Origin of the sequence: Cohnella lupini, assembly GCF_003386205.1 — a bacterium.
Classification (GTDB): domain Bacteria; phylum Bacillota; class Bacilli; order Paenibacillales; family Paenibacillaceae; genus Cohnella; species Cohnella lupini.
In genome coordinates this window covers 82,571-102,414 of the sequence record NZ_QRDY01000004.1, presented here as the reverse complement: position 1 = coordinate 102,414, position 19,844 = coordinate 82,571, and the positions used below count along the sequence as shown (strand labels likewise).

18 protein-coding genes are annotated in these 19,844 nt (G+C 53.8%); 16 read left to right on the top strand and 2 right to left on the bottom strand.

The features are described from left to right. Window positions 1-2 precede the first annotated feature (2 nt). The 10 genes from purB to purD all read left to right on the top strand — a co-directional run bounded on the left by purB (window position 3) and on the right by purD (window position 12,685). On the top strand, window positions 3-1,298 hold the full coding sequence (purB, locus tag DFP95_RS09465; RefSeq protein ID WP_115992372.1) for an adenylosuccinate lyase: 1,296 nt from the start codon (window positions 3-5) through the stop codon (window positions 1,296-1,298). 499 nt (window positions 1,299-1,797) lie between these two features. After that, window positions 1,798-2,679, top strand: a complete 882-nt coding sequence (locus tag DFP95_RS09455) for a phosphoribosylaminoimidazolesuccinocarboxamide synthase (protein ID WP_115992370.1) — start codon at window positions 1,798-1,800, stop codon at window positions 2,677-2,679. Between the two features lie 586 nt (window positions 2,680-3,265). Beyond that, window positions 3,266-3,508 carry a phosphoribosylformylglycinamidine synthase subunit PurS gene (gene purS, locus DFP95_RS09450; RefSeq protein ID WP_115992369.1) on the top strand — a complete coding sequence of 81 codons (243 nt, stop codon included), beginning with the start codon at window positions 3,266-3,268 and terminating at the stop codon, window positions 3,506-3,508. A 7-nt stretch (window positions 3,509-3,515) separates the two neighbouring features. Further along, window positions 3,516-4,208, top strand: a complete 693-nt coding sequence (gene purQ, locus DFP95_RS09445) for a phosphoribosylformylglycinamidine synthase subunit PurQ (RefSeq protein ID WP_115992368.1) — start codon at window positions 3,516-3,518, stop codon at window positions 4,206-4,208. Next, on the top strand, window positions 4,186-6,441 hold the full coding sequence (gene purL, locus DFP95_RS09440) for a phosphoribosylformylglycinamidine synthase subunit PurL (protein WP_115992367.1): 2,256 nt from the start codon (window positions 4,186-4,188) through the stop codon (window positions 6,439-6,441). The genes purQ and purL overlap by 23 nt, the downstream gene beginning before the upstream one ends. Continuing rightward, window positions 6,438-7,934 (top strand): amidophosphoribosyltransferase, encoded by a 1,497-nt coding sequence (gene purF / locus DFP95_RS09435; RefSeq protein ID WP_115992366.1) that lies wholly within the window; start codon window positions 6,438-6,440, stop codon window positions 7,932-7,934. Before purL ends, purF begins: the two co-directional genes overlap by 4 nt. A 148-nt stretch (window positions 7,935-8,082) precedes the next feature. After that, window positions 8,083-9,129: a phosphoribosylformylglycinamidine cyclo-ligase gene (gene purM, locus DFP95_RS09430; protein ID WP_115992365.1), complete on the top strand. Its 1,047-nt coding sequence runs from the start codon at window positions 8,083-8,085 to the stop codon at window positions 9,127-9,129. Continuing rightward, a complete protein-coding gene (gene purN, locus DFP95_RS09425; protein ID WP_425453263.1) occupies window positions 9,120-9,779 on the top strand; it encodes a phosphoribosylglycinamide formyltransferase in 660 nt (219 codons plus the stop codon). Before purM ends, purN begins: the two co-directional genes overlap by 10 nt. A gap of 14 nt (window positions 9,780-9,793) precedes the next feature. Beyond that, window positions 9,794-11,341: a bifunctional phosphoribosylaminoimidazolecarboxamide formyltransferase/IMP cyclohydrolase gene (purH, locus tag DFP95_RS09420; RefSeq protein WP_115992364.1), complete on the top strand. Its 1,548-nt coding sequence runs from the start codon at window positions 9,794-9,796 to the stop codon at window positions 11,339-11,341. Window positions 11,342-11,419: 78 nt separating this feature from the next. After that, complete coding sequence (gene purD, locus DFP95_RS09415) at window positions 11,420-12,685, top strand: phosphoribosylamine--glycine ligase (RefSeq protein ID WP_115992363.1); 1,266 nt, start codon at window positions 11,420-11,422, stop codon at window positions 12,683-12,685. A 333-nt stretch (window positions 12,686-13,018) separates the two neighbouring features. On the opposite strand, the gene DFP95_RS09410 is transcribed toward purD, so the two are convergent. Then, on the bottom strand, window positions 13,019-13,111 hold the full coding sequence (locus DFP95_RS09410) for an LPXTG cell wall anchor domain-containing protein (protein WP_115992362.1): 93 nt from the start codon (window positions 13,109-13,111) through the stop codon (window positions 13,019-13,021). A 163-nt stretch (window positions 13,112-13,274) separates the two neighbouring features. On the opposite strand from DFP95_RS09410, the gene DFP95_RS09405 reads away from it, so the two are divergent. From DFP95_RS09405 to DFP95_RS09385, 5 genes are all read left to right on the top strand, one after another. Next, window positions 13,275-14,096: an alpha/beta hydrolase family protein gene (locus DFP95_RS09405; RefSeq protein WP_115992361.1), complete on the top strand. Its 822-nt coding sequence runs from the start codon at window positions 13,275-13,277 to the stop codon at window positions 14,094-14,096. 562 nt (window positions 14,097-14,658) lie between these two features. Then, window positions 14,659-15,732 (top strand): DUF3048 domain-containing protein, encoded by a 1,074-nt coding sequence (locus DFP95_RS09400; RefSeq protein WP_115992360.1) that lies wholly within the window; start codon window positions 14,659-14,661, stop codon window positions 15,730-15,732. A gap of 260 nt (window positions 15,733-15,992) precedes the next feature. Beyond that, window positions 15,993-16,607 carry a DUF47 domain-containing protein gene (locus DFP95_RS09395; protein WP_115992359.1) on the top strand — a complete coding sequence of 205 codons (615 nt, stop codon included), beginning with the start codon at window positions 15,993-15,995 and terminating at the stop codon, window positions 16,605-16,607. A gap of 30 nt (window positions 16,608-16,637) precedes the next feature. Beyond that, window positions 16,638-17,639 carry an inorganic phosphate transporter gene (locus DFP95_RS09390; protein ID WP_115992358.1) on the top strand — a complete coding sequence of 334 codons (1,002 nt, stop codon included), beginning with the start codon at window positions 16,638-16,640 and terminating at the stop codon, window positions 17,637-17,639. Window positions 17,640-17,751: 112 nt separating this feature from the next. Beyond that, a complete protein-coding gene (locus tag DFP95_RS09385) occupies window positions 17,752-18,696 on the top strand; it encodes a DUF1861 family protein (protein ID WP_115992357.1) in 945 nt (314 codons plus the stop codon). 139 nt (window positions 18,697-18,835) lie between these two features. On the opposite strand, the gene DFP95_RS09380 is transcribed toward DFP95_RS09385, so the two are convergent. Then, window positions 18,836-19,276 carry a hypothetical protein gene (locus DFP95_RS09380; protein ID WP_115992356.1) on the bottom strand — a complete coding sequence of 147 codons (441 nt, stop codon included), beginning with the start codon at window positions 19,274-19,276 and terminating at the stop codon, window positions 18,836-18,838. 163 nt (window positions 19,277-19,439) lie between these two features. Here DFP95_RS09380 and DFP95_RS09375 point away from each other — a divergent pair, with 163 nt between their 5' ends. After that, entirely contained in the window at window positions 19,440-19,760 is a 321-nt protein-coding gene (locus tag DFP95_RS09375) for a YerC/YecD family TrpR-related protein (protein WP_115992355.1), read from the top strand. The last annotated feature ends 84 nt before the right edge of the window (window positions 19,761-19,844 follow it).

Genomic DNA, 19,844 nt, shown 5'->3' with positions numbered 1-19,844 from the left:
CCATGCTAGAACGCTATAGCCGCCCCGAGATGCGGGCGATCTGGACGGAAGAAAACAAATTCAAGGCTTGGCTGGAAGTCGAATTGTGCGCATGCGAGGCTTGGGCGGAATTAGGTCATATTCCTCACGAGGACACGGTGGAGCTGCGCAAGAACGCGAAGTTCGACATCGACCGCATCAATGAGATCGAACTGGAAACCCGCCACGACGTCATCGCTTTCACCCGCGCGGTATCCGAGAGTCTGGGCGCGGAGCGTAAATGGGTTCACTATGGTCTGACTTCGACGGATGTCGTCGATACGGCAATGGGTTATCTGTTGCTGCAGGCGAATGAAATATTGAAGAAGGACATCGTGGGCTTCATCGCGATATTGCGCGACCAAGCCATTAAATACAGAGATACCCCGATGATGGGACGCACGCATGGCGTTCATGCGGAGCCAACGACATTCGGTTTGAAATTAGCGTTATGGCACGAGGAAATGAAGCGGAACCTCGAGCGGTTCGAGCGGGCGGCGGATGGCGTTCAGTTCGGCAAAATGTCGGGCGCGGTAGGCACGTATGCGAATATCGATCCCGCGGTCGAAGAGTTCGTATGCCGCAAGCTGGGCATTACGCCGGCTCCGATCTCGACGCAAACGCTGCAACGCGACCGTCACGCGGAATATATGGCGACGCTGGCGTTGATCGCTTCTTCCATAGACAAATTCGCAACGGAAATCCGCGGCCTGCAGAAGAGCGAATTCCGCGAGGTCGAAGAGCCGTTCGGCAAAGGCCAGAAGGGCTCGTCGGCGATGCCGCACAAGCGTAACCCGATCGGCTGCGAGAACATGAGTGGCTTGTCGCGCGTCATTCGCGGCCATATGCTGACCGCGTACGAGAACGTTCCGCTGTGGCATGAGCGCGATATCTCGCATTCCTCCGCCGAAAGAATTATTTTGCCGGATGCGACGATGCTCCTTAACTACATGCTCAACCGTTTCGGTAACATCGTGAAGAATCTTACGGTGTTCCCGGAGAACATGAAACGTAATATGTCCCGTACTTACAATGTGCCTTTCTCCGGCCGAGTGATGACGAAGCTGATCGACAAGGGCTTCAGCCGCGAGCAAGCTTACGATACCGTTCAACCGCGCGCGATGCAGGCGTGGGAAGAGCAGCGCGACTTCCGCGATATCGTGGAGTCGACGCCCGATTTCACGGATGTGCTGTCCGCCGCTGAAATCGCGGATTGCTTCGATCCGACATGGCATCTGAAGCACGTAGGCACGATTTTCGATCGATTGGGTTTGAAGTAAGAGGGCGGACGGGCGAGGGTGCCGGAAGTGTCCGGAGTGCCTTGGTGCCCGGTAGAATTAGTAACGAAAACGAGCTAACTCGCTCCTCCAGAGTCGAAAGGAACCGAATTAGTAACGAAATCGAGCTAACTCGCTCCTTCGGAGTCGAAAGGAACCGAATTAGTAACGAAATCGAGCTAACTCGCTCCTTCGGAGTCGAATGGAACCGAATTAGTCACGAAATCGAGCTAACCCGCTCCTCCGGAGTCGAAAGGAACCGAATTAGTAACGAAAACGAGCTAAATCGCTCCTCCAAAGTCGAAAGGAACCGAATTAGTAACGAAATCGAGCTAACTCGCTCCTCCGAAGTCGAATGGAACCGAATTAGTAACGAAAACGAGCTAACTCGCTCCTCCGGAGTCAAAAGGAACCGAATTAGTAACGAAAACGAGCTAACTCGCTCTTTAGGAACAGAAACTAGACTTGCTGTAACTAACTAGCAGTCCACAAGGAGGCAAAAATGACTACCCAAGCATTGGCGACGGCAGCAGGGCTCATTAACGCTCCCCTGATTCATAAGGGCAAGGTCCGGGAGCTCTACGATCTCGGCGAGCATTTACTTATCGTGGTGACGGATCGGATATCCGCTTTCGATTACGTGCTGGATCCGCCGGTACCTGGCAAAGGCAGCGTGTTAAACGGGTTAAGCGCTTATTGGTTCGAACAGACGGCGGCGATTCAACCGAATCACGTCGTGCACACGGATGTAGCTTTACTTGGGGATCTCGTATCGGAGCCCGAGAAGCTGGCCGGACGCATTATGGTTAGCCGCAAGGCGAAGCGCATCGACATCGAGTGCGTCGTACGAGGTTACATTACGGGCGGCGGTTGGCGGCAGTATCAAGTAAACGGCGAGGTTAACGGCATCAAGCTCCCGGGGGACTTGCATAAGAACTCGAAGCTCGAGCAACCGATCTTCACTCCCGCGGGGAAAAACGACGTGGGACACGACGAGGACATCTCATTCGAAGAAATGGCTAGAAGAGTCGGTTCGGAGCTGGCGGAAAGCCTGCGGGATCGCAGCCTGAAGCTGTACGAGTTCGGAAGGGACTACTGCGCCAAGCGCGGGATCATCCTCGCGGATTGCAAGTTCGAGTTCGGTTTGATCGACGGCGAAATCATACTTATCGATGAATTGTTTACCCCGGATTCCTCGCGATTCTGGGCGGAGGAGAACTACAAGCTCGACGTCGAGATCGACAGCATGGATAAGGAACCGGTTCGAGCGTATTTAGCCGGCTCGGATTGGGACAAGAACAGTCCGCCTCCGGCTTTGCCGGCCACGGTCGTCGAAGCGACAACGTCGAGATATCGCGACATTGCGAGCAGGCTGATGAAGTAACAAACTTGACGCTTCGGCGGAAGCCAGAAATAGCGGTGTGAGAAGCGGCTATTCCGGCGAAAGTCGGCGAAAACGAGAAATAGCAGTGCGAGAAGAGGCTATTCCGGGCGAAAGTCGGCGGAAACGAGAAATAGCGGTGCGAAAAGCGGCTATTTAGGCGAAAGTCGGCGGAAGCGAGAAATAGCGGTGCGAGAAGCGGCTATTCCGGCGAAAGTTGGCGGAAACGAGAAATATCGGTGCGAGAAGCGGCTATTCTGGCGAAAGTCGGCGGAAACGAGAAATATCGGTGCGAGAAGCGGCTATTCCGGCGAAAGTCGGCGAAATGGCGCCGTAAGGATCGAATAACGTTCCACGGTAACGCTAACGCGCAGAATCCCGGGTCCAATAGTCCTTTCAGCCGTCGTTAGCGGTATGAAAGGTCGTTATACTCGGGGTAACACCATTCATCGCTCATAGTAAGAACTTCGGGAGTCGCAATTTTCGCCATAATCCTTTTTTCTAGCCAAGAATAATATCCATTAGTCATCCTTACCAATAACCACTTTGTCAGCCCAACTCACACCACATATTCAGGAGGAACTCCCCCATGAAAGCAAAGGTTTACGTGACGATCAAGCAGAACGTGCTCGACCCGCAAGGAAACGCGGTGCAAGGCGCGCTGCATACGCTTGGCTTCGGCGAAGTCGGTAAAGTCAGAATCGGCAAATACCTCGAGATCGACCTCGACACGAACGATCGCGCGCAAGCCGAAGAGAAACTCAAAGTCATGTGCGAGAAGCTTCTGGCGAACACGGTCGTCGAAGACTATCGTTTCGAATTGGAGGGCTGAGGCGCTCATGAAATTCGCTGTCCTCGTATTTCCGGGCTCCAACTGCGATATCGACTGCTACAAAGCGGTAGAAGACACCGTCGGTCAATCCGTCGATTACGTTTTCCACACGGCAACCGACTTATCCCAATATGACGCGATACTCGTTCCAGGCGGTTTCTCCTACGGAGATTACCTGCGTTGCGGCGCGATCGCTCAATTCGCTCCTGTTATGACCGAAGTTCGCAAAGCGGCTGAAGCCGGCAAGTTCATCTTAGGAATCTGCAACGGATTCCAAATCCTGACCGAATCGGGATTGCTCCCTGGCGCGCTTATCCGCAACAACTCGCTGAAGTTCCGCTGCCACCAAGTCGATCTCGTCGTCGAGAACGCGACTACCGGATTTACCAACGCTTATAAGAAAGGCGACGTCATCGATATCCCGATCGCTCATGGCGAAGGCAGCTACTTCGTGGACGATGAAACGCTGGCGACGCTTAAGGCGAACAACCAAATCGTTTTCCGCTATGCGGGCGAAAATCCGAACGGGTCCGTGGACGGAATCGCCGGAGTATGCAACGAGGCGGGCAACGTAGTCGGCATGATGCCGCATCCGGAACGGGCGATCAAGGACATTCTGGGATCCGCAGACGGCGTGAAGATGTTCACGTCCGTATTAAACGCTTGGAGGGAACGAAATGGCGCAGCAAGTATCCGTTAAGGAACCAACTGTCGAGCAGATCGCGGAACAGAAAATATATAAGCAATTCGGCGTATCGGACAAAGAGTACGATTTGATCTGCGGCTTCATGGGCCGTCAACCGAACTATACGGAAATCGGCGTTTTCAGCGTTATGTGGTCGGAGCATTGCGCGTACAAGAATTCCAAGCCGTTGCTCAAGCGTTTCCCGATTACGGGACCTCGCGTCCTGATGGGACCGGGCGAAGGCGCGGGAATCGTCGACATTGGCGACAACCAAGCGGTCGTGTTCAAGATCGAGTCGCATAACCATCCGTCGGCGATCGAGCCTTATCAAGGCGCGGCTACCGGCGTGGGCGGCATTATTCGCGATATTTTCTCCATGGGCGCTCGTCCCGTGGCGTTGTTGAACTCCTTGCGTTTCGGCCGTCTTGAGAACGAACGCGTGCGGTACCTGTTCGAGCACGTGGTCAGCGGGATCGCGGGTTACGGGAACTGCATCGGAATTCCGACGGTTGCCGGAGAAGTCATGTTCGACGAGGCATATGAAGGAAATCCGCTCGTTAACGCGATGTGCGTAGGGTTAATCGACCACGATAAAATCCAACGCGGCGTAGCCAAGGGAATCGGAAACCCCGTGTTCTACGTGGGACCTGCAACCGGACGCGACGGCATTCACGGCGCGACCTTCGCGTCCGAGGATTTGTCGGCGGAATCGGAAGCGAAGCGCTCGGCGGTTCAAGTCGGCGATCCGTTCATGGAGAAGCTCGTCATGGAAGCGACGCTCGAACTGATCGATTCCGGCATCGTGCTCGGCATTCAAGATATGGGCGCGGCGGGATTGACTTGCTCGAGCGCGGAGATGGCGAGCAAAGCCGGCAACGGCATGGAGCTGTACCTAGATGAAGTACCGCAACGCGAAGAAGGCATGACGGCTTACGAGATGATGTTATCCGAATCGCAAGAGCGCATGCTGTTCGTGTGCGAGCCTCAGCACGAGGCGCAAGCGAAAGGGATTTTCGAGCGTTGGGGTCTTCATTGCGCGAAAGTGGGCAAGGTATCCGACGACGGCCGCCTGAAATTGTTCCACAAAGGCGAGCTGGTCGGCGATATGCCGGTTCACGCGCTAGTCGACGATTGCCCGATCTACGACAAACCGTCGCAAATTCCCGAATATTATTTGAAGAACGGATCGATAGATACGAACCGCTACGAGCAAGTGCTCGACCTGAACGCCGCGCTTGCTAAAGTGCTGGCTTCCCCGTCGCTCGCGAGCAAAGAGTGGGTCTATAACCAATATGATTACATGGTTCGCACGGAAACGGCGGTTCGCCCGGGTTCGGACGCGGCCGTCGTAACGATTCGCGGCACGCGCAAAGGCTTGGCGATGACGACGGATTGCAACGGACGTTACGTGTACTTGGATCCGGAAGTCGGCGGAAGGATCGCGGTAGCGGAAGCGGGACGAAACATCGTTTGCTCCGGTGCCGAGCCTCTGGCGATCACGGATAACTTGAACTTCGGCAGCCCGGAGAAGCCGGAAATTTTCTGGCAGATGGAGAAAGCGGTAGACGGCATGGCGGAAGCTTGCCGCGTATTCGAAACTCCGGTTATCGGCGGCAACGTGTCGCTATACAATGAGAACACTCGCGGCGCGATCTATCCGACGCCCGTCGTCGGCATGGTCGGTCTCGTCCACGATACGGATCACATCACGACCCAAGAGTTCAAAGCCGAAGGCGACGTCATCTTCCTGCTCGGCGATACGAAAGCGGAAATCGGCGGCAGCGAATTCCAATACGCGGTTCACGGCGTAACGGAAGGTCGTCCTCCAGAGCTGGATCTGGCGACGGAGAAGAAATTGCATCAGACCGTGCTTAGCGCGATTCAACAAGGTCTGGTCGCTTCGGCGCACGACTTATCCGAAGGCGGACTAGCCGCAGCCTTGGCGGAAGCCGGCTTCGGCCGCGGACTTGGCGCCAACGTTACGTTCGAAACGAATCTGCGTCCGGATCTCGCGCTGTTCAGCGAATCGCAGTCGCGCATTCTGCTCTCGGCCAAGCCGGAGCTTGCGGATAAGCTTGCCGTAGCGGTCACGCTGGCAGGCGTGCCTCTTCAGCGTCTCGGAACGGTCGGCGGAGATCGCCTGAAGGTCGATATCGGCGGCCACGACGCGATCGACGCATCGATCGCCGAGCTTCGCAAAGTATGGAAGGAAGCTATTCCTAACCATATGAACGGTAAGACAGCATGACATCCAGCGTCGCGAACGGGGGGACAGCAGTGACAAAGCTCTGGACCGGGGATTATTACAACGAGGGTAACGGCGACAAAGATTCGATATTCGATAAATTGAAAGAGGAGTGCGGCGTATTCGGGGTGTTCGGTCATCCCGATGCCGCCAACCTCAGCTATTACGGATTGCACGCCTTGCAGCATAGAGGCGAGGAAAGCTGCGGAATCTGCACTTCCGATAACGGAACGTTCCATTACCATCGGGGAATGGGACTCGTCAAGGAAGTGTTCGACCGCGACAAGCTAGAGTCTCTGGTCGGCAGCCAAGCCATTGGACATGTGCGTTATTCCACTGCCGGCGCGAGCCGGTTAGCGAACGCGCAGCCGCTCGTATTCAAGTATCGCGGCGGTGATCTCGCCGTATGCACGAACGGGAACTTGGTCAACGAGCCGGGCATCCGCAAGGAGCTTGAGGATTCGGGTTCGATCTTCCAGACGACGAGCGATACGGAAGTCATCGCGCATCTCATCGCGCGTTCGCCTAAGGATCTGGTCGAAGCCGTTAAAGACGCGTTCGCGCGCTTGATCGGGGGATTCGCGTTCCTGATTCAAACGCAAGGCCGTTTGATCGCAGCGTGCGATCCTCACGGTCTTCGTCCGCTTGTCATGGGACGGCTCGGCGACGGGTATATTTTCGCTTCGGAATCCTGCGCACTCGAAACGATCGGCGCCGTATATGAACGCGACGTACAACCGGGCGAACTGCTCATTCTCGACAAGGACGGACTGCACGAAGACCGCTTCGCGCCTTTGGAGCGACGCGCGGTGTGCGCGATGGAGTATATCTACTTCGCCAGGCCGGACAGCGACATCTACGGCGTTAACCTTCATACTTCCCGGAAGAGAATGGGCCAGACCTTGGCGCAGGAATCGTTCGTCGACGCGGATATCGTTACCGGCGTGCCGGATTCGAGCATCTCGGCGGCAATCGGTTATGCCGAACAAACCGGCATTCCGTACGAGCTCGGATTAATCAAAAACAAATATACCGGACGTACTTTCATACAACCATCCCAGGAATTGCGCGAAAAAGGCGTGAAAATGAAGCTGTCCGCCGTACGTAAAGTCGTCGAAGGCAAACGCGTCGTCATGATCGACGATTCGATCGTTCGCGGCACGACATCCTTGCGCATCGTCAACATGCTTCGCGAGGCAGGAGCGCTCGAAGTTCACGTTCGCATCACATCGCCGCCGTTCATGAACCCTTGTTATTACGGCATCGATACGCCGAATCCGGCGGACCTGATCGCGTCGAGCAAGACGGTGGAAGAGATCCGGCAGGCGATTAACGCCGACTCGCTCTATTTCTTAAGCGAGAAGGGCTTGATCGATTCCGTCGGCGGCCACGACGACGAATACAACCGAGGGCTGTGTCTGGCTTGCTTCAACAACGATTACCCGACTCCGGTCGAGTTCGAGGACGCGAAGCTCACTTCCTGCAGCTGCGACTGAACCGAGGTCGACCTTAGCCGGATACGTAAGCAATAGTATAGCAATCCCTGCCTGATAACGGCGGGGATGAACGCTTGTATCAATTAAACACAGGAATCGTTCCCCGGGACGCGGATGCGGACGATATCCTCCAAGGAGTGGAACACAGTTGTCCGAAGCGTACAAACAAGCCGGAGTCGACATCGCAGCCGGTAACGAAGCGGTCGAACGAATGAAGAAACACGTGAAGAAAACGTTTCGTCCGGAAGTGTTGACGGGGCTCGGCGGATTCGGCGGGCTATTCAGCCTGAACAAGGACAAATACGAAGAGCCCGTGCTCGTTAGCGGTACCGATGGCGTAGGCACGAAGCTGAAGCTTGCGTTCGCGATGGACAAGCACGACACGATCGGAATCGACGCGGTGGCGATGTGCGTGAACGACGTTATCGTAACCGGAGCCGAGCCGCTGTTCTTCTTGGACTACTTAGCTTGCGACAAGATCATTCCCGAGAAAATCGAAGCGATCGTCAAGGGCATCGCGAACGGCTGTCAACAAGCCGGTTGCGCTCTTATCGGCGGCGAAACCGCCGAAATGCCGGGCATGTATTCCGAGGGCGAGTACGATATTGCCGGGTTTACGGTAGGAATCGTAGATCGCAAGAAAGCGATCGACGGCTCAACGATCGCGGCGGGCGATGCGGTGATCGGGCTTGCTTCCAGCGGCATTCACTCCAACGGGTTCTCGCTCGTGCGCAGACTGCTTCTGGAGCAGAAGGGCTATTCCTTGACTGACAAGCCATCCGAGCTGGAAGGCAAGACGTTGGGCGACGTTCTGATCGAACCTACGCGCATTTACGTGAAGCAAATACTTAACTTGCTGGAAAAAGTGCAAATCAAAGGCATGGCGCACATCACGGGAGGCGGGTTCATCGAGAACATTCCGCGCGTCCTGCCCGAAGGCGTCAACGTAGATATCGCTAGCGGTGCATGGCCCGTTCTTCCAGTATTTGGACTCATGCAGCAAGCCGGCAACATTACCGATCGGGACATGTACACGACGTTCAACATGGGTATCGGCATGGTATTGGTCGTTCCGGCCGAACAAGCGGAGCAGGCGCTGGCGCTTGCCCAAGAGCAAGGCGAGCAAGCCTATCGCATCGGCACGGTTACGGCGGGCAACAAGATCGTCACGTTCGATGGCGTTGAATGGCCATGATCGCGGATATCGGCGGGAACGAAGGCGCGAGGGCGCCTTCAGCCCCGATTAAGATAGCCGTATTCGCTTCCGGCAACGGAAGCAATTTTCAAGCATTGGCCGAGGCCGTGCGGGACGGGAAGGTCAACGCGACGATAGAACTCGTCGTTTGCGACAAACCCGCCGCTTACGTGCTGGAGCGGGCAAAGCAGTTTCAAGTGGAGAGCTACGTGTTCTCTCCGAAGCAGTACCCCTCGAAGGAAGCTTACGAAGCGGAAATCGTAGCCAAGCTGCAGGCAACGGGCATCGATTTAATCGTCATGGCCGGCTACATGCGGCTTCTGACGCCCGTTCTCGTCGAGCCCTATTACGGTCGGATCATCAATGTTCATCCGGCTTTATTGCCGGCTTTCGCCGGAATTAAAGGCGTGGAACAAGCGCTGGAGTACGGGGCGAAAATTACCGGTGCAACCGTTCATTTCGTGGACGGCGGCATGGACACCGGTCCGATCATCGCGCAGAAGGCCGTGGAAATTCAAGAAGGCGACAATTTGGAAACGCTAAGCGCGCGGATTCAACAGGTCGAATACGAGTTATTACCGACCGTAGCCGGCTGGATTGCCGAAGGGCGCGTAACCTTGTACGGACGCAAAGTAACGATAAACAATTGAACGGAGGATCATTCGTGGCGATCAGAAGAGCGCTGGTCAGCGTTTCGGACAAAACGGGAATCGTGGAATTGTGCCGAGAGCTCGCGCAGCAAGGCGTGCAAGTGATATCGACAGGCGGAACGAAGAGTTTGCTGGAAAAGGAAAACGTGCCGGTAATCGGGATATCGGAGGTTACGGGATTCCCGGAAATCTTGGACGGGCGCGTGAAAACGTTGCATCCGGCCGTACATAGCGGACTGCTTGCCATCCGCGACGATGCCGAGCATATCAAGCAAATGGAAGAACTGAACTTGGACTATATCGATCTTGTTATCGTTAACCTATATCCGTTCAAGGAGACGATCTCCAAGCCGGACGTCAGCTATGAGGATGCTATCGAGAACATCGATATCGGCGGTCCTACGATGCTCCGCTCCGCGGCGAAGAACCATGCTTTCGTAACCGTGGTAGTGGACGCCGGCGATTATGCCCAAGTGCTGGAGGAAATCCGCAGCGGCGGAGACACGACTCTTGAAACGCGCAAACGGCTGGCAGCCAAAGTATTCCGCCATACGTCGGCCTACGATGCGCTGATCTCCGATTATTTCGCGAAGCAACTGGACAACCCTCTGCCCGAGAGCTTAACCGTCACTTACGAGAAGGTGCAGGAGCTTCGTTACGGAGAGAATCCGCACCAGAAGGCCGCGTTCTATCGCAAGCCGCTCAGCTCCATCGGAAACATTACCTCCGCCGAGCAGTTGCACGGCAAAGAGCTGAGTTACAACAATATCAACGATGCAAACGCGGCGCTCGCAATCGTCAAGGAATTCGATCAACCAGCCGTTGTGGCGGTTAAGCATATGAATCCTTGCGGAGTGGGCATCGGCGAGACGATCGACGAAGCCTACGTGAAAGCTTACGAGTCGGATCCGACCTCCATCTTCGGCGGCATCGTCGCCGCGAACCGGACGATCGGCGCGGATACGGCGACGAGGCTTAACGATCTGTTCTTGGAGATCGTTATCGCGCCGGACTTCTCGCCCGAAGCGTTGGAGATTCTGCAGCGCAAGAAAAATATACGTCTGATGCGCATCGGCGATCTTCCTTCCGCGGCGGAACGTAGCTCCGAGTTTCTGGTGACCAGCGTCGAAGGCGGAATGCTCGTGCAACAGAGCGACGTTCACAGCCTGAGCGACGGGGATATCAAGGTGGTGACGAACCGGGCTCCGACGGATGAAGAGCTGAAGCAATTGCTCTTCGCTTGGAAGGTCGTCAAGCACGTCAAGTCGAACGCGATACTGCTCGCTAGCGACAACATGACGGTCGGCGTCGGCGCGGGTCAGATGAACCGCGTAGGCGCGGCGCGCATCGCGATCGAGCAAGCGGGAGACAAAGCGCGCGGAGCTGTGTTGGCGTCGGATGCGTTCTTCCCGATGGGAGATACGGTCGAGCTTGCCGCGAAGGCGGGAATTACCGCGATCGTTCAGCCGGGCGGTTCGATCAAGGACGAAGAGTCCATCGCCGCGGCAAACGCTCATAATATCGCCATGATCGTGACGGGCGTCCGTCATTTTAAACACTAATTTTAACGGGAACAGGGCAAATAGCGGCAGCAATTGCCGCTATTTCTCCATTCGTATCACAAGAGGAGGACGCAGCAAATGAAGATTCTAGTCATCGGACGGGGCGGCCGCGAGCACGCGATTATCTGGGCGCTGAAGAAAAGCGCGAAGATCAAGCAAATCTATTGCGCTCCAGGTAACGCCGGGACGGCGCAATTGGCGGAAAACGTGGATATCGGCGAATTGGAGTTCGCGCGCCTCGTAAAGTTCGCGCAAGATTCCGCGATCGACCTCGTCGTGGTCGGACCAGACGATCCGCTTGCGGCGGGCATTGTAGACGAGTTCGAAGCCGCGTCTATTCCGGTTTACGGACCTCGGAAGAACGCCGCGGAGATCGAAGGCAGCAAGATCTTCATGAAGGATCTGCTTCGCAAATACGACATCCCGACGGCTAAGTACGAGACGTTCACGGACTACGAAGCGGCAGCCGATTATTTGAAGCGACAGCCACTTCCTATCGTCATCAAGGCGGACGGACTTGCGGCGGGCAAGGGCGTCGCCGTATGCTTCACCCGCGAGGAAGCCGACAAGGCGCTGGAAGAAACGATGGTAGACAAGTCTTTCGGAGCAGCCGGGGACAAAGTCGTTATCGAGGAATTCCTTGAAGGGCAGGAAATGTCCATTCTCGCCTTCGTGGACGGGGAAACGGTTCGGGCGATGTCTCCCGCGCAAGATCACAAGCAAGTATTCGATAACGATAAGGGACCGAATACGGGCGGCATGGGTACTTACTCTCCGTTACCGCATATCGCGCAATCGATCATCGACGATTCGATCGAGAACATCATTAAACCGACGGCTCGCGCAATGGTGTCCGAAGGCAGACCGTTCCGCGGGGTGTTGTTCGCGGGATTGATGATCACGAAGGACGGACCGAAAACGATCGAATTCAACGCCCGTTTCGGCGATCCGGAAACCCAAGTGGTGTTGCCGCGCTTGGAGACGGACTTGCTCGATATTTTCCTCGCGTCGATTAACGGGACCTTGGATCGAGTCGACATCAAGTGGAGCAACGACGTCGCGGTATGCGTCGTGTTGGCATCCGGCGGTTACCCCGGCTCTTATCCTAAAGGCTTCCCGATCGAAGGTTTGAACGATGTTACGACGCCTGGCGCTCTCGTATTCCATGCGGGAACCGCGCTGAAGGACGGCCAAGTCGTCACGAACGGCGGACGGGTGCTCGGAATCGTCGGCATGGGCGCCGGGATCGCCGAAGCGCGGGCCAACGCTTACAACGCCGCGGAGGGTATTACCTTCCAAGGCAAGCAGAACCGCACGGACATCGCGGCTAAAGCGTTGATCTAGCGTTATTTTATCGATAACCGACCGTTAACAAAAAGCCGCCGTGCCCTGCCTGAACAAGGGAGCCGGTGGCTTATTCTTTGTAAAACAGAGATTTGCGGTGAGCGATAATGTACCAGACCGCATAAGTTGTACCGATGATCAAGACCACGGTCAGGGAATGGCCGGATAACCATTGGACGAAGCCTTCCATGTGCTCATCTCCTTAGTTTCGTTGTCGGGGATGTCATGAAAGGTAGGTTACCCTGCGAAGCTTGATTTTATATGTATACAATAAGTACGGATCCATCGAAACGGACGACGCCTATAAGCGTCGCCATTTGTTTCATCCAACGATTATCTGCGACGGAAGCCGTAGAATCCGCCCGTTAGTAAAAGAACGATGACGACGACGATGATTAAAGTCGTTAAGTTCATGGATTCAGTCATCTCCTTCCTCTTGTCCGATGACTATTAATAAACATATCTCCCGATTTCCAATCAACGAGGCGTGCGTGTCTGGTCCTTGTTCCGGGTTGACAGAACGTTAAAGCGATGATAAAGTATAATTCATACTAATCACATCGGAATTACGTGAAATGAGGGCTGCAACATGGAAAAACCATTTACGATACGCCATGAAGATTTGACTTTAACGGCGACGATTCATTATCCGGCCAAAGACGGTGCATGCTCCGAGAAGAAGATGCCTCTTGTCGTCATCTGCCACGGGTTCGTCGGAAGCCGGATCGGAGTCGATCGTCTGTTCCTTCTCGCCAGCAGGATGCTTGCCGACAAAGGGTTTCTCGTGATCCGATTCGATTACGCGGGATGCGGGGAAAGCGAAGGAATCTACGGACAGCATGGCTTAGACTCCATGATCGCCCAAACCCGTTCGGTATTGGACTACGGACTGAGCTTGGATTGCGTGGATCCATTACGGGTTACGTTGCTCGGACACAGCCTGGGCGGCGCGGTAGCGTTGCTGACCGCAACGAAGGATCGCCGCGTGAAGTCGTTGGCTCTGTGGTCGCCGGTGGCGCACCCTTTCAACGATATCATTAAGATCGTAGGTCGCGGAGTGTACGACGAGTCGATCAACAAAGGTCATTCGGACTATCAAGGCTACCGTCTGCAGCCGGAATTCTTCGAGTCTCTTCAGCAGCATCAACCTTTCCAGGAAGCGCCGAATTTCCATGGCGACGTCTATATCGTTCATGGAACTTCCGACGATGTCATCCCAGCGGATTACAGCTTTATGCTCGAGAAGACGTTCTGGCTCAGAGGAGAGGGACGCTGCGACAAGAACATTTTGTTCCAAGCCGACCATACGTATTCCAAGGGAGCCCATAAGGCCGAACTGTTTCAATCCACTCTGGATTGGCTGACGAGCCACGAGAAGCGGCAGCAAGATTGGCAGCATTGGAGCATTTAAGAAAGGGCATAGGCTCATGCTCATGCACTAGTAACCAAAATAACCGTCGGGGCGGAATGCCTGGCGGTTTTTTGCGATGGTCAGCAGCATAAAAATTTAGCTCCAGCAATCTAACAACTCCAGACCTTCGCATGAGCATAAAAAGTATGGCTACAGCTCGGAGTGGGTCAGATTTCGGAGCTCTAACTATAAAAAGTATGGCTATAGCTCGGAGTGGGTTAGATTTCGGAGCTCTAACCATAAAAAATATGGTTACAGCTTGAAGTGGGTTAGATTTCGGAGCTCTAACTATAAAAAGTATAGCTACAGCTCGGAGTGGGTTAGATTTCTAAGCTCTAACTATAAAAAGTATGGCTATAGCTCGGAGTGGGTGCGTTTTGACGTTTAACTTGTTTATAGGGCGTTAAAGAGGGGGGCGGTTTCGGGCAGAGACAGTAAAGCGCTTACCAATATTAAGAAAGAAATGCAATAGACTGTCGAAAAAAGGGAAGTCAGGGTCTTTTTCCCGATAGGACAATTATGGTTTAATGGAGAGGTACATACTCGCGAAGGGAGAATGAGCATGACGCAACCATTACGAATCGCGATGCAGCTTACGCTTGCAGCCGTGCTCGTAGGTTTGACCGCTTGCAGCGGAGGCTCGAAGGAAACGGTCGCGACGCCGAGCGGAACGATCGCGCCTACGGCAAGCCCCTCGGAATCTCCTAGTGAAACGCCCTCGATACCCGTTGCCGAGTTCCTCGCCCCGTTAACCGGAATGCCATCGGACAAAGAAATAACGAATCGACCGTTCGCCGTTATGATCAATAATTTGAAGCCCGCAAGGCCGCAATCCGGTCTAACGCAAGCCGATACGGTGTGGGAATTATTGGCCGAAGGCGGGATCACGCGGTTGGTCGCCGTGTTCCAGAGCAAACAATTCACGGATCCGATCGGACCTATTCGAAGCATACGTCCTTATTTTATCCAAGTAGGGGAATTTTACGGCGGAGTCCTTGTCCACGTTGGAGCCAGCAACGATGCGTTCGCCATCCTTCAGCGTCAGCATAAGGAGGACTTGGACGAGATTACGAATGCCGGAGCCTACTTCTATCGGGACAAGTCCCGCAAAGCGCCTCATAACGTTTACTCGACGTTAGAGCAGCTGCGTGCGGGCGCTGCCAAACGCAAATACAAGGACACGGCGACGATGCCGTTGCTGTCCTTCGACAAAGCGCCGCCCGCGCTTGCGACGGCCTCGCCGGCAACGCGGATCGACATCAAATTCATGCTGTCGGATTATAAGGTGTCCTATACATACGATAGCGCCAAGTCCTTATACTCCAGATTCATCAACGACGAGCCGCATATCGACAAAAACAACGATCAACAGTTAACGGCCGCGAATTTAGTCGTGTTGGAGGCTAAAACCGAGATCAAAGACGACGTCGGGAGATTGATAGTCAATCTGGACAGCGGCGGCGACGCGGTTCTGTTTCAGAACGGCATGGCGATTACATGCACGTGGGAGCGCAAAGAAGGAGACATCGTTAGGCTGATCAAGGACGGAGCGGAGCTGCCGTTCCTGCCGGGCGTCACCTACTACCATGTCGTGCCGAATTCGGCGTCTCTCGATAATCATTTAACCTATCAATAAATCTAGACAGGGATTGCCTCCGATTCGCCAAGCATATGGCGGCGCGGAGACAATCCCTTTTGCTTCCTATATTCTTGATGGGCGAGCGAGTAGCAATCTAATTTAAAGGCAAACTTAAAAAAAGTGTCACAAGTGTCGAATAGGGACTATACACAGCCTATACACGCTGTGATAAAATGGTTTAGTTAACGTGGTGTTAACGGATTGTTATCTAAACGTTAATTTTTATCAGTTATATATATGGGAAAGAAGGGCTATCCGTGTTCCGGAAAAAAGACATCTTTTTTAAGACGTTGGAGGAAATGGCTGACATCATCTTCGAAACGGTCGATCGTTTCGCCAACGCCGTTAATGGCGACCTACCCGACGTGACGGCATTCGCCAAGGAAATGAAGGAGTACGAACATAAAGGCGACAAATGCACCCATATTATTCTGACCGAGCTCAACAAAACCTTCATTACTCCGATCGAGCGCGAAGACATCATGGAGCTAATCAAGAAGCTGGACGACGTATTGGATGGCATAGAAGCTTGCGCCTCCCGTTTCGAAATGTACCAGATTTCGAAGTCGGATCCGTTCATTCGAAAGTTTGGAGATTGCTTACGCCGTAGCTCGGTCGAGATCAAGTCTGCGATCTATTTATTGACGCAGAAGAAGCTGCTCGCCATACAACCGCATGTCGTGAAGATCAACGAGCTGGAGAACGAGGGCGACGATCTGATGCGTCAAGGCATCAAGCATCTATTCCAGAACGTCAAAGATCCGATCGAGCTCATTAAACATAAAGAGATTTACGAGCGACTGGAACAGACAACCGACTCGTGCGAAGATGTCGCCAATACGCTTCAATCCATAATCATGCGCAATTCTTAATCGGCGCAAGCAGGGGCGGAACAGAATAGAATGGATTACACAATGTGGTTGGTTGTCGTTATTGTTATACTTGCCCTAGGGTTCGACTTTATCAACGGATTTCACGATACGGCTAACGCTATCGCGACATCCGTTTCGACGCGTGCGTTAACGCCTAGGCGTGCCATAATACTTGCTTCCGTCATGAATCTGGTCGGAGCGCTCATGTTCACCGGGGTCGCGAAGACGATAGGCGGTAAAATAACGGATCCCTTCAAGTTGGAGCACGGCTTGACGGTCGTCATAGCTACATTGATAGCGGCTATCGTATGGAATTTGATTACTTGGTGGTACGGAATCCCGTCTTCCTCGTCTCATGCCATTATCGGGGCGTTGGCGGGAGCGGCGATCGCGTCGGAGGGGTGGGACGGAATCAATTATTCCGGATTTACGACCATCATTAAGTGGCTTATCCTGTCGCCGCTAATCGCCTTCGTGCTAGGATTCTGTATTATGTTTATACTGAAGCATATATTCGCGAATTCCAGTCCGCATCACGTCAACAAAGTATTCCGCTTCGGACAGGTGTTAACCGCGGCATTCCAATCCTTCACGCACGGAACGAACGATGCGCAGAAAGCGATGGGAATTATCACGTTGGCGTTAGTCACGGCGAAAATACAACCAACGCTGGATATCCCGCTATGGGTTAAATTATCTGCCGCCATCTCGATGGCTTTGGGTACATCCATCGGAGGCTGGAAAATCATCAAGACGATGGGAACGAAAATATTCAAAATCGATCCGATGAACGGATTTTCGGCCGATCTGGCGTCAGCTTCGGTTATCCTAGGAGCAACGTTGCTCCATCAACCCGTCAGCACGACGCATGCGATTACTTCTTCCATCTTAGGAGTCGGATCGGCCAAGAAGTTTTCGAACGTAAAATGGAGTATGGCCGGTCGTATCGTCTTAACGTGGATCATTACAATACCAGTGGTCGGGGTACTATCTACTCTCATCTATTACGTACTCAGTTTGTTCCTTCACTAATTCGGGTACATTGTTTAAGAAAAATAGGCGCGGGACACCCAAACCTGAACGCCCGAGATTACTACTATAGAGTAACGGCTGAAGTTAGCTCTATTTAGTCTGGAGGACACCCATGCTTGCGTACACGGAACAGGCGAAATCGAGTGTCGAATTGTTAAAAGAATTTATGGAAGGCAAAACCGCCTTCCAAGGAAGCAAGCTCGTCTTCACGGGAGTGGGGACTCGTGACGTCTATAATATCAGCGCGCCGTTTAAGGATAACGGCGAGCTTGTCATTGCCGGGCGCGTCGAAGACCGCGACAAGGAGCTCTCCGAAGTCATGTTCTTCGTTGAGCGTCGCGGCGAATGGATCCCGAGGAACGGGGCTCCCGTATTCGCCTTGCAGGATCCTTTCTTTACTTTCATAGGCGATGAATTGGTGTTCGGAGGCGTAGAGGTTTACTTCGACGGCGATGATCCGCATTACGTGACTTCTTGGCGTACCGTCTTCTATCGGGGACATTCCATTCAAGATTTGGAACCGTTCGCTAAAGGTCCGGAAACGATGAAAGACATTCGTCTGGTCGAGCAGGCTAACGGCCGCATCGGCGTATTCACGCGACCTATGATGGTAGAAGGCGCCCGCGCATTGATCGGTTATGCGGAGATTGCGACTCTGGAGGAACTGACCGAGGAAACGATCAACGACGCCGAGCTTCTTCGTCATCAATTTCTACCGGAGGAGTGGGGCGGCGCCAACGAGGCCCACGTACTGACGAACGGGATGATCGGAGTGCTCGGTCATATCGCGCGCATGGAAGCGAATAATATTCGTCATTATTATCCGATGGTATTCGCGTTTAATCCGGCTGATCACCGTTATACGCCGGTCAGGCTCATCGCTACCCGCAGCATGTTTCCTGATGGTCCAGCCAAGCGGCCGGACCTCGAAGATGTGATATTCAGTGGCGGACTCGTACGGCACAAGGATGGAACCGCATCCTTATATGCTGGAGTCAGCGACGCCGAAGCACATGTCATTCGCATTCCGGATCCCTTCCTGGAATACGAGAAATAAGCGAAGAGAGGCTGCTCCCGTCGGGGGAACGGTCTTTTTTTTACGATTAAACCTAACTATAGAGCGCCAAACAAACTCCGACGAAGAAGGCCGAAGGGGTACCCTTCGGCCTGATCTGCACCCGCAACAAACCGACTCGTCAACGTCGTTTCGCGGTTTTTCTGGATCTGCGCTTACCCGCGCCGGACGGTCTTTTTACGGAGCGGCGGCGAGTTGTTCTTTTCTTCGAACCGGAGTCCGAAGATCCTTTACCCTTCTTATTGCCCATGAAAAGCTTAACCATCGGGGCGATCTGCTGCATAGTAGCCATGAATTTCTGAAATTTGCCCATCGTCGTAAGAATGCCTTCTACTCCGCCCATTCGATCGACCAATGCTTTTACGTCGCTGATATTGGAAATATTGAAGGGAAGTTTCGATAGGAGAGAAGAGGACGGAGCCTCGGCTTGAACGGCGGGTAGCACGGTGGTTGGATTTATGGCGGCGGGAGGACCGGAGAACGTTTCTTCGATTCCGGGAAACTGTTCCTGTCCGAAGCCCGACGTCCAGCTGCGCGTGGAGGGCGAATGCGTTTCGTTCATGGAGTCACACCCTTTTTAATAATAGGTTATGACGGAAGGGGCTATCGGGCATGGACGGATGCCCGGGTATAGAGACATTTTACCTCTGTAATGCGTGAATACGGTGATGCTTGAACTATTAGCAGGTACGCAGTACAATGGAGTCAAAGCGAGGTGCGATCTCATGCAATTAAAGAAGCTGAACGATAAATCCATAGATCAATTATTCGAAGCGGTTCTGACGCTGAAGAACGTAGAAGAATGTTACGTATTCTTCGACGACTTGTGCACGGTGAACGAAATCCAATCTTTATCGCAACGTCTCGAAGTCGCTCGAATGTTGGGCAAGGGACATACGTACAATCAGATCGAGGCGGAAACCGGAGCGAGCACGGCGACGATATCGCGCGTGAAGCGTTGCCTGAATTACGGCAATGACGGCTACAAGCTCTCGTTGGAGCGATTGGGACGTTTCGGTGCCGAATCGGAATCCGCGGAAGGGTAACGCTAGAAGTGATGAGTTCTATCACTACCCAATAGAATAATGCCACATTAAAGCCGGTCCTTCAAGGGGCCGGCTTTGTTACGC

Excerpts from the sequence above, each read along its gene's own strand:
- purB (WP_115992372.1), top strand. The coding sequence starts at position 3 with ATGCTAGAACGCTATAGCCGCCCCGAGATGCGGGCGATCTGGACGGAA.
- DFP95_RS09455 (WP_115992370.1), top strand. The coding sequence starts at position 1,798 with ATGACTACCCAAGCATTGGCGACGGCAGCAGGGCTCATTAACGCTCCC.
- purS (WP_115992369.1), top strand. The coding sequence starts at position 3,266 with ATGAAAGCAAAGGTTTACGTGACGATCAAGCAGAACGTGCTCGACCCG.
- purQ (WP_115992368.1), top strand. The coding sequence starts at position 3,516 with ATGAAATTCGCTGTCCTCGTATTTCCGGGCTCCAACTGCGATATCGAC.
- purL (WP_115992367.1), top strand. The coding sequence starts at position 4,186 with ATGGCGCAGCAAGTATCCGTTAAGGAACCAACTGTCGAGCAGATCGCG.
- purF (WP_115992366.1), top strand. The coding sequence starts at position 6,438 with ATGACATCCAGCGTCGCGAACGGGGGGACAGCAGTGACAAAGCTCTGG.
- purN (WP_425453263.1), top strand. The coding sequence starts at position 9,120 with ATGGCCATGATCGCGGATATCGGCGGGAACGAAGGCGCGAGGGCGCCT.
- purD (WP_115992363.1), top strand. The coding sequence starts at position 11,420 with ATGAAGATTCTAGTCATCGGACGGGGCGGCCGCGAGCACGCGATTATC.
- DFP95_RS09410 (WP_115992362.1), bottom strand. The coding sequence starts at position 13,111 with ATGACTGAATCCATGAACTTAACGACTTTAATCATCGTCGTCGTCATC.
- DFP95_RS09405 (WP_115992361.1), top strand. The coding sequence starts at position 13,275 with ATGGAAAAACCATTTACGATACGCCATGAAGATTTGACTTTAACGGCG.
- DFP95_RS09400 (WP_115992360.1), top strand. The coding sequence starts at position 14,659 with ATGACGCAACCATTACGAATCGCGATGCAGCTTACGCTTGCAGCCGTG.
- DFP95_RS09390 (WP_115992358.1), top strand. The coding sequence starts at position 16,638 with ATGGATTACACAATGTGGTTGGTTGTCGTTATTGTTATACTTGCCCTA.
- DFP95_RS09385 (WP_115992357.1), top strand. The coding sequence starts at position 17,752 with ATGCTTGCGTACACGGAACAGGCGAAATCGAGTGTCGAATTGTTAAAA.
- DFP95_RS09380 (WP_115992356.1), bottom strand. The coding sequence starts at position 19,276 with ATGAACGAAACGCATTCGCCCTCCACGCGCAGCTGGACGTCGGGCTTC.
- DFP95_RS09375 (WP_115992355.1), top strand. The coding sequence starts at position 19,440 with ATGCAATTAAAGAAGCTGAACGATAAATCCATAGATCAATTATTCGAA.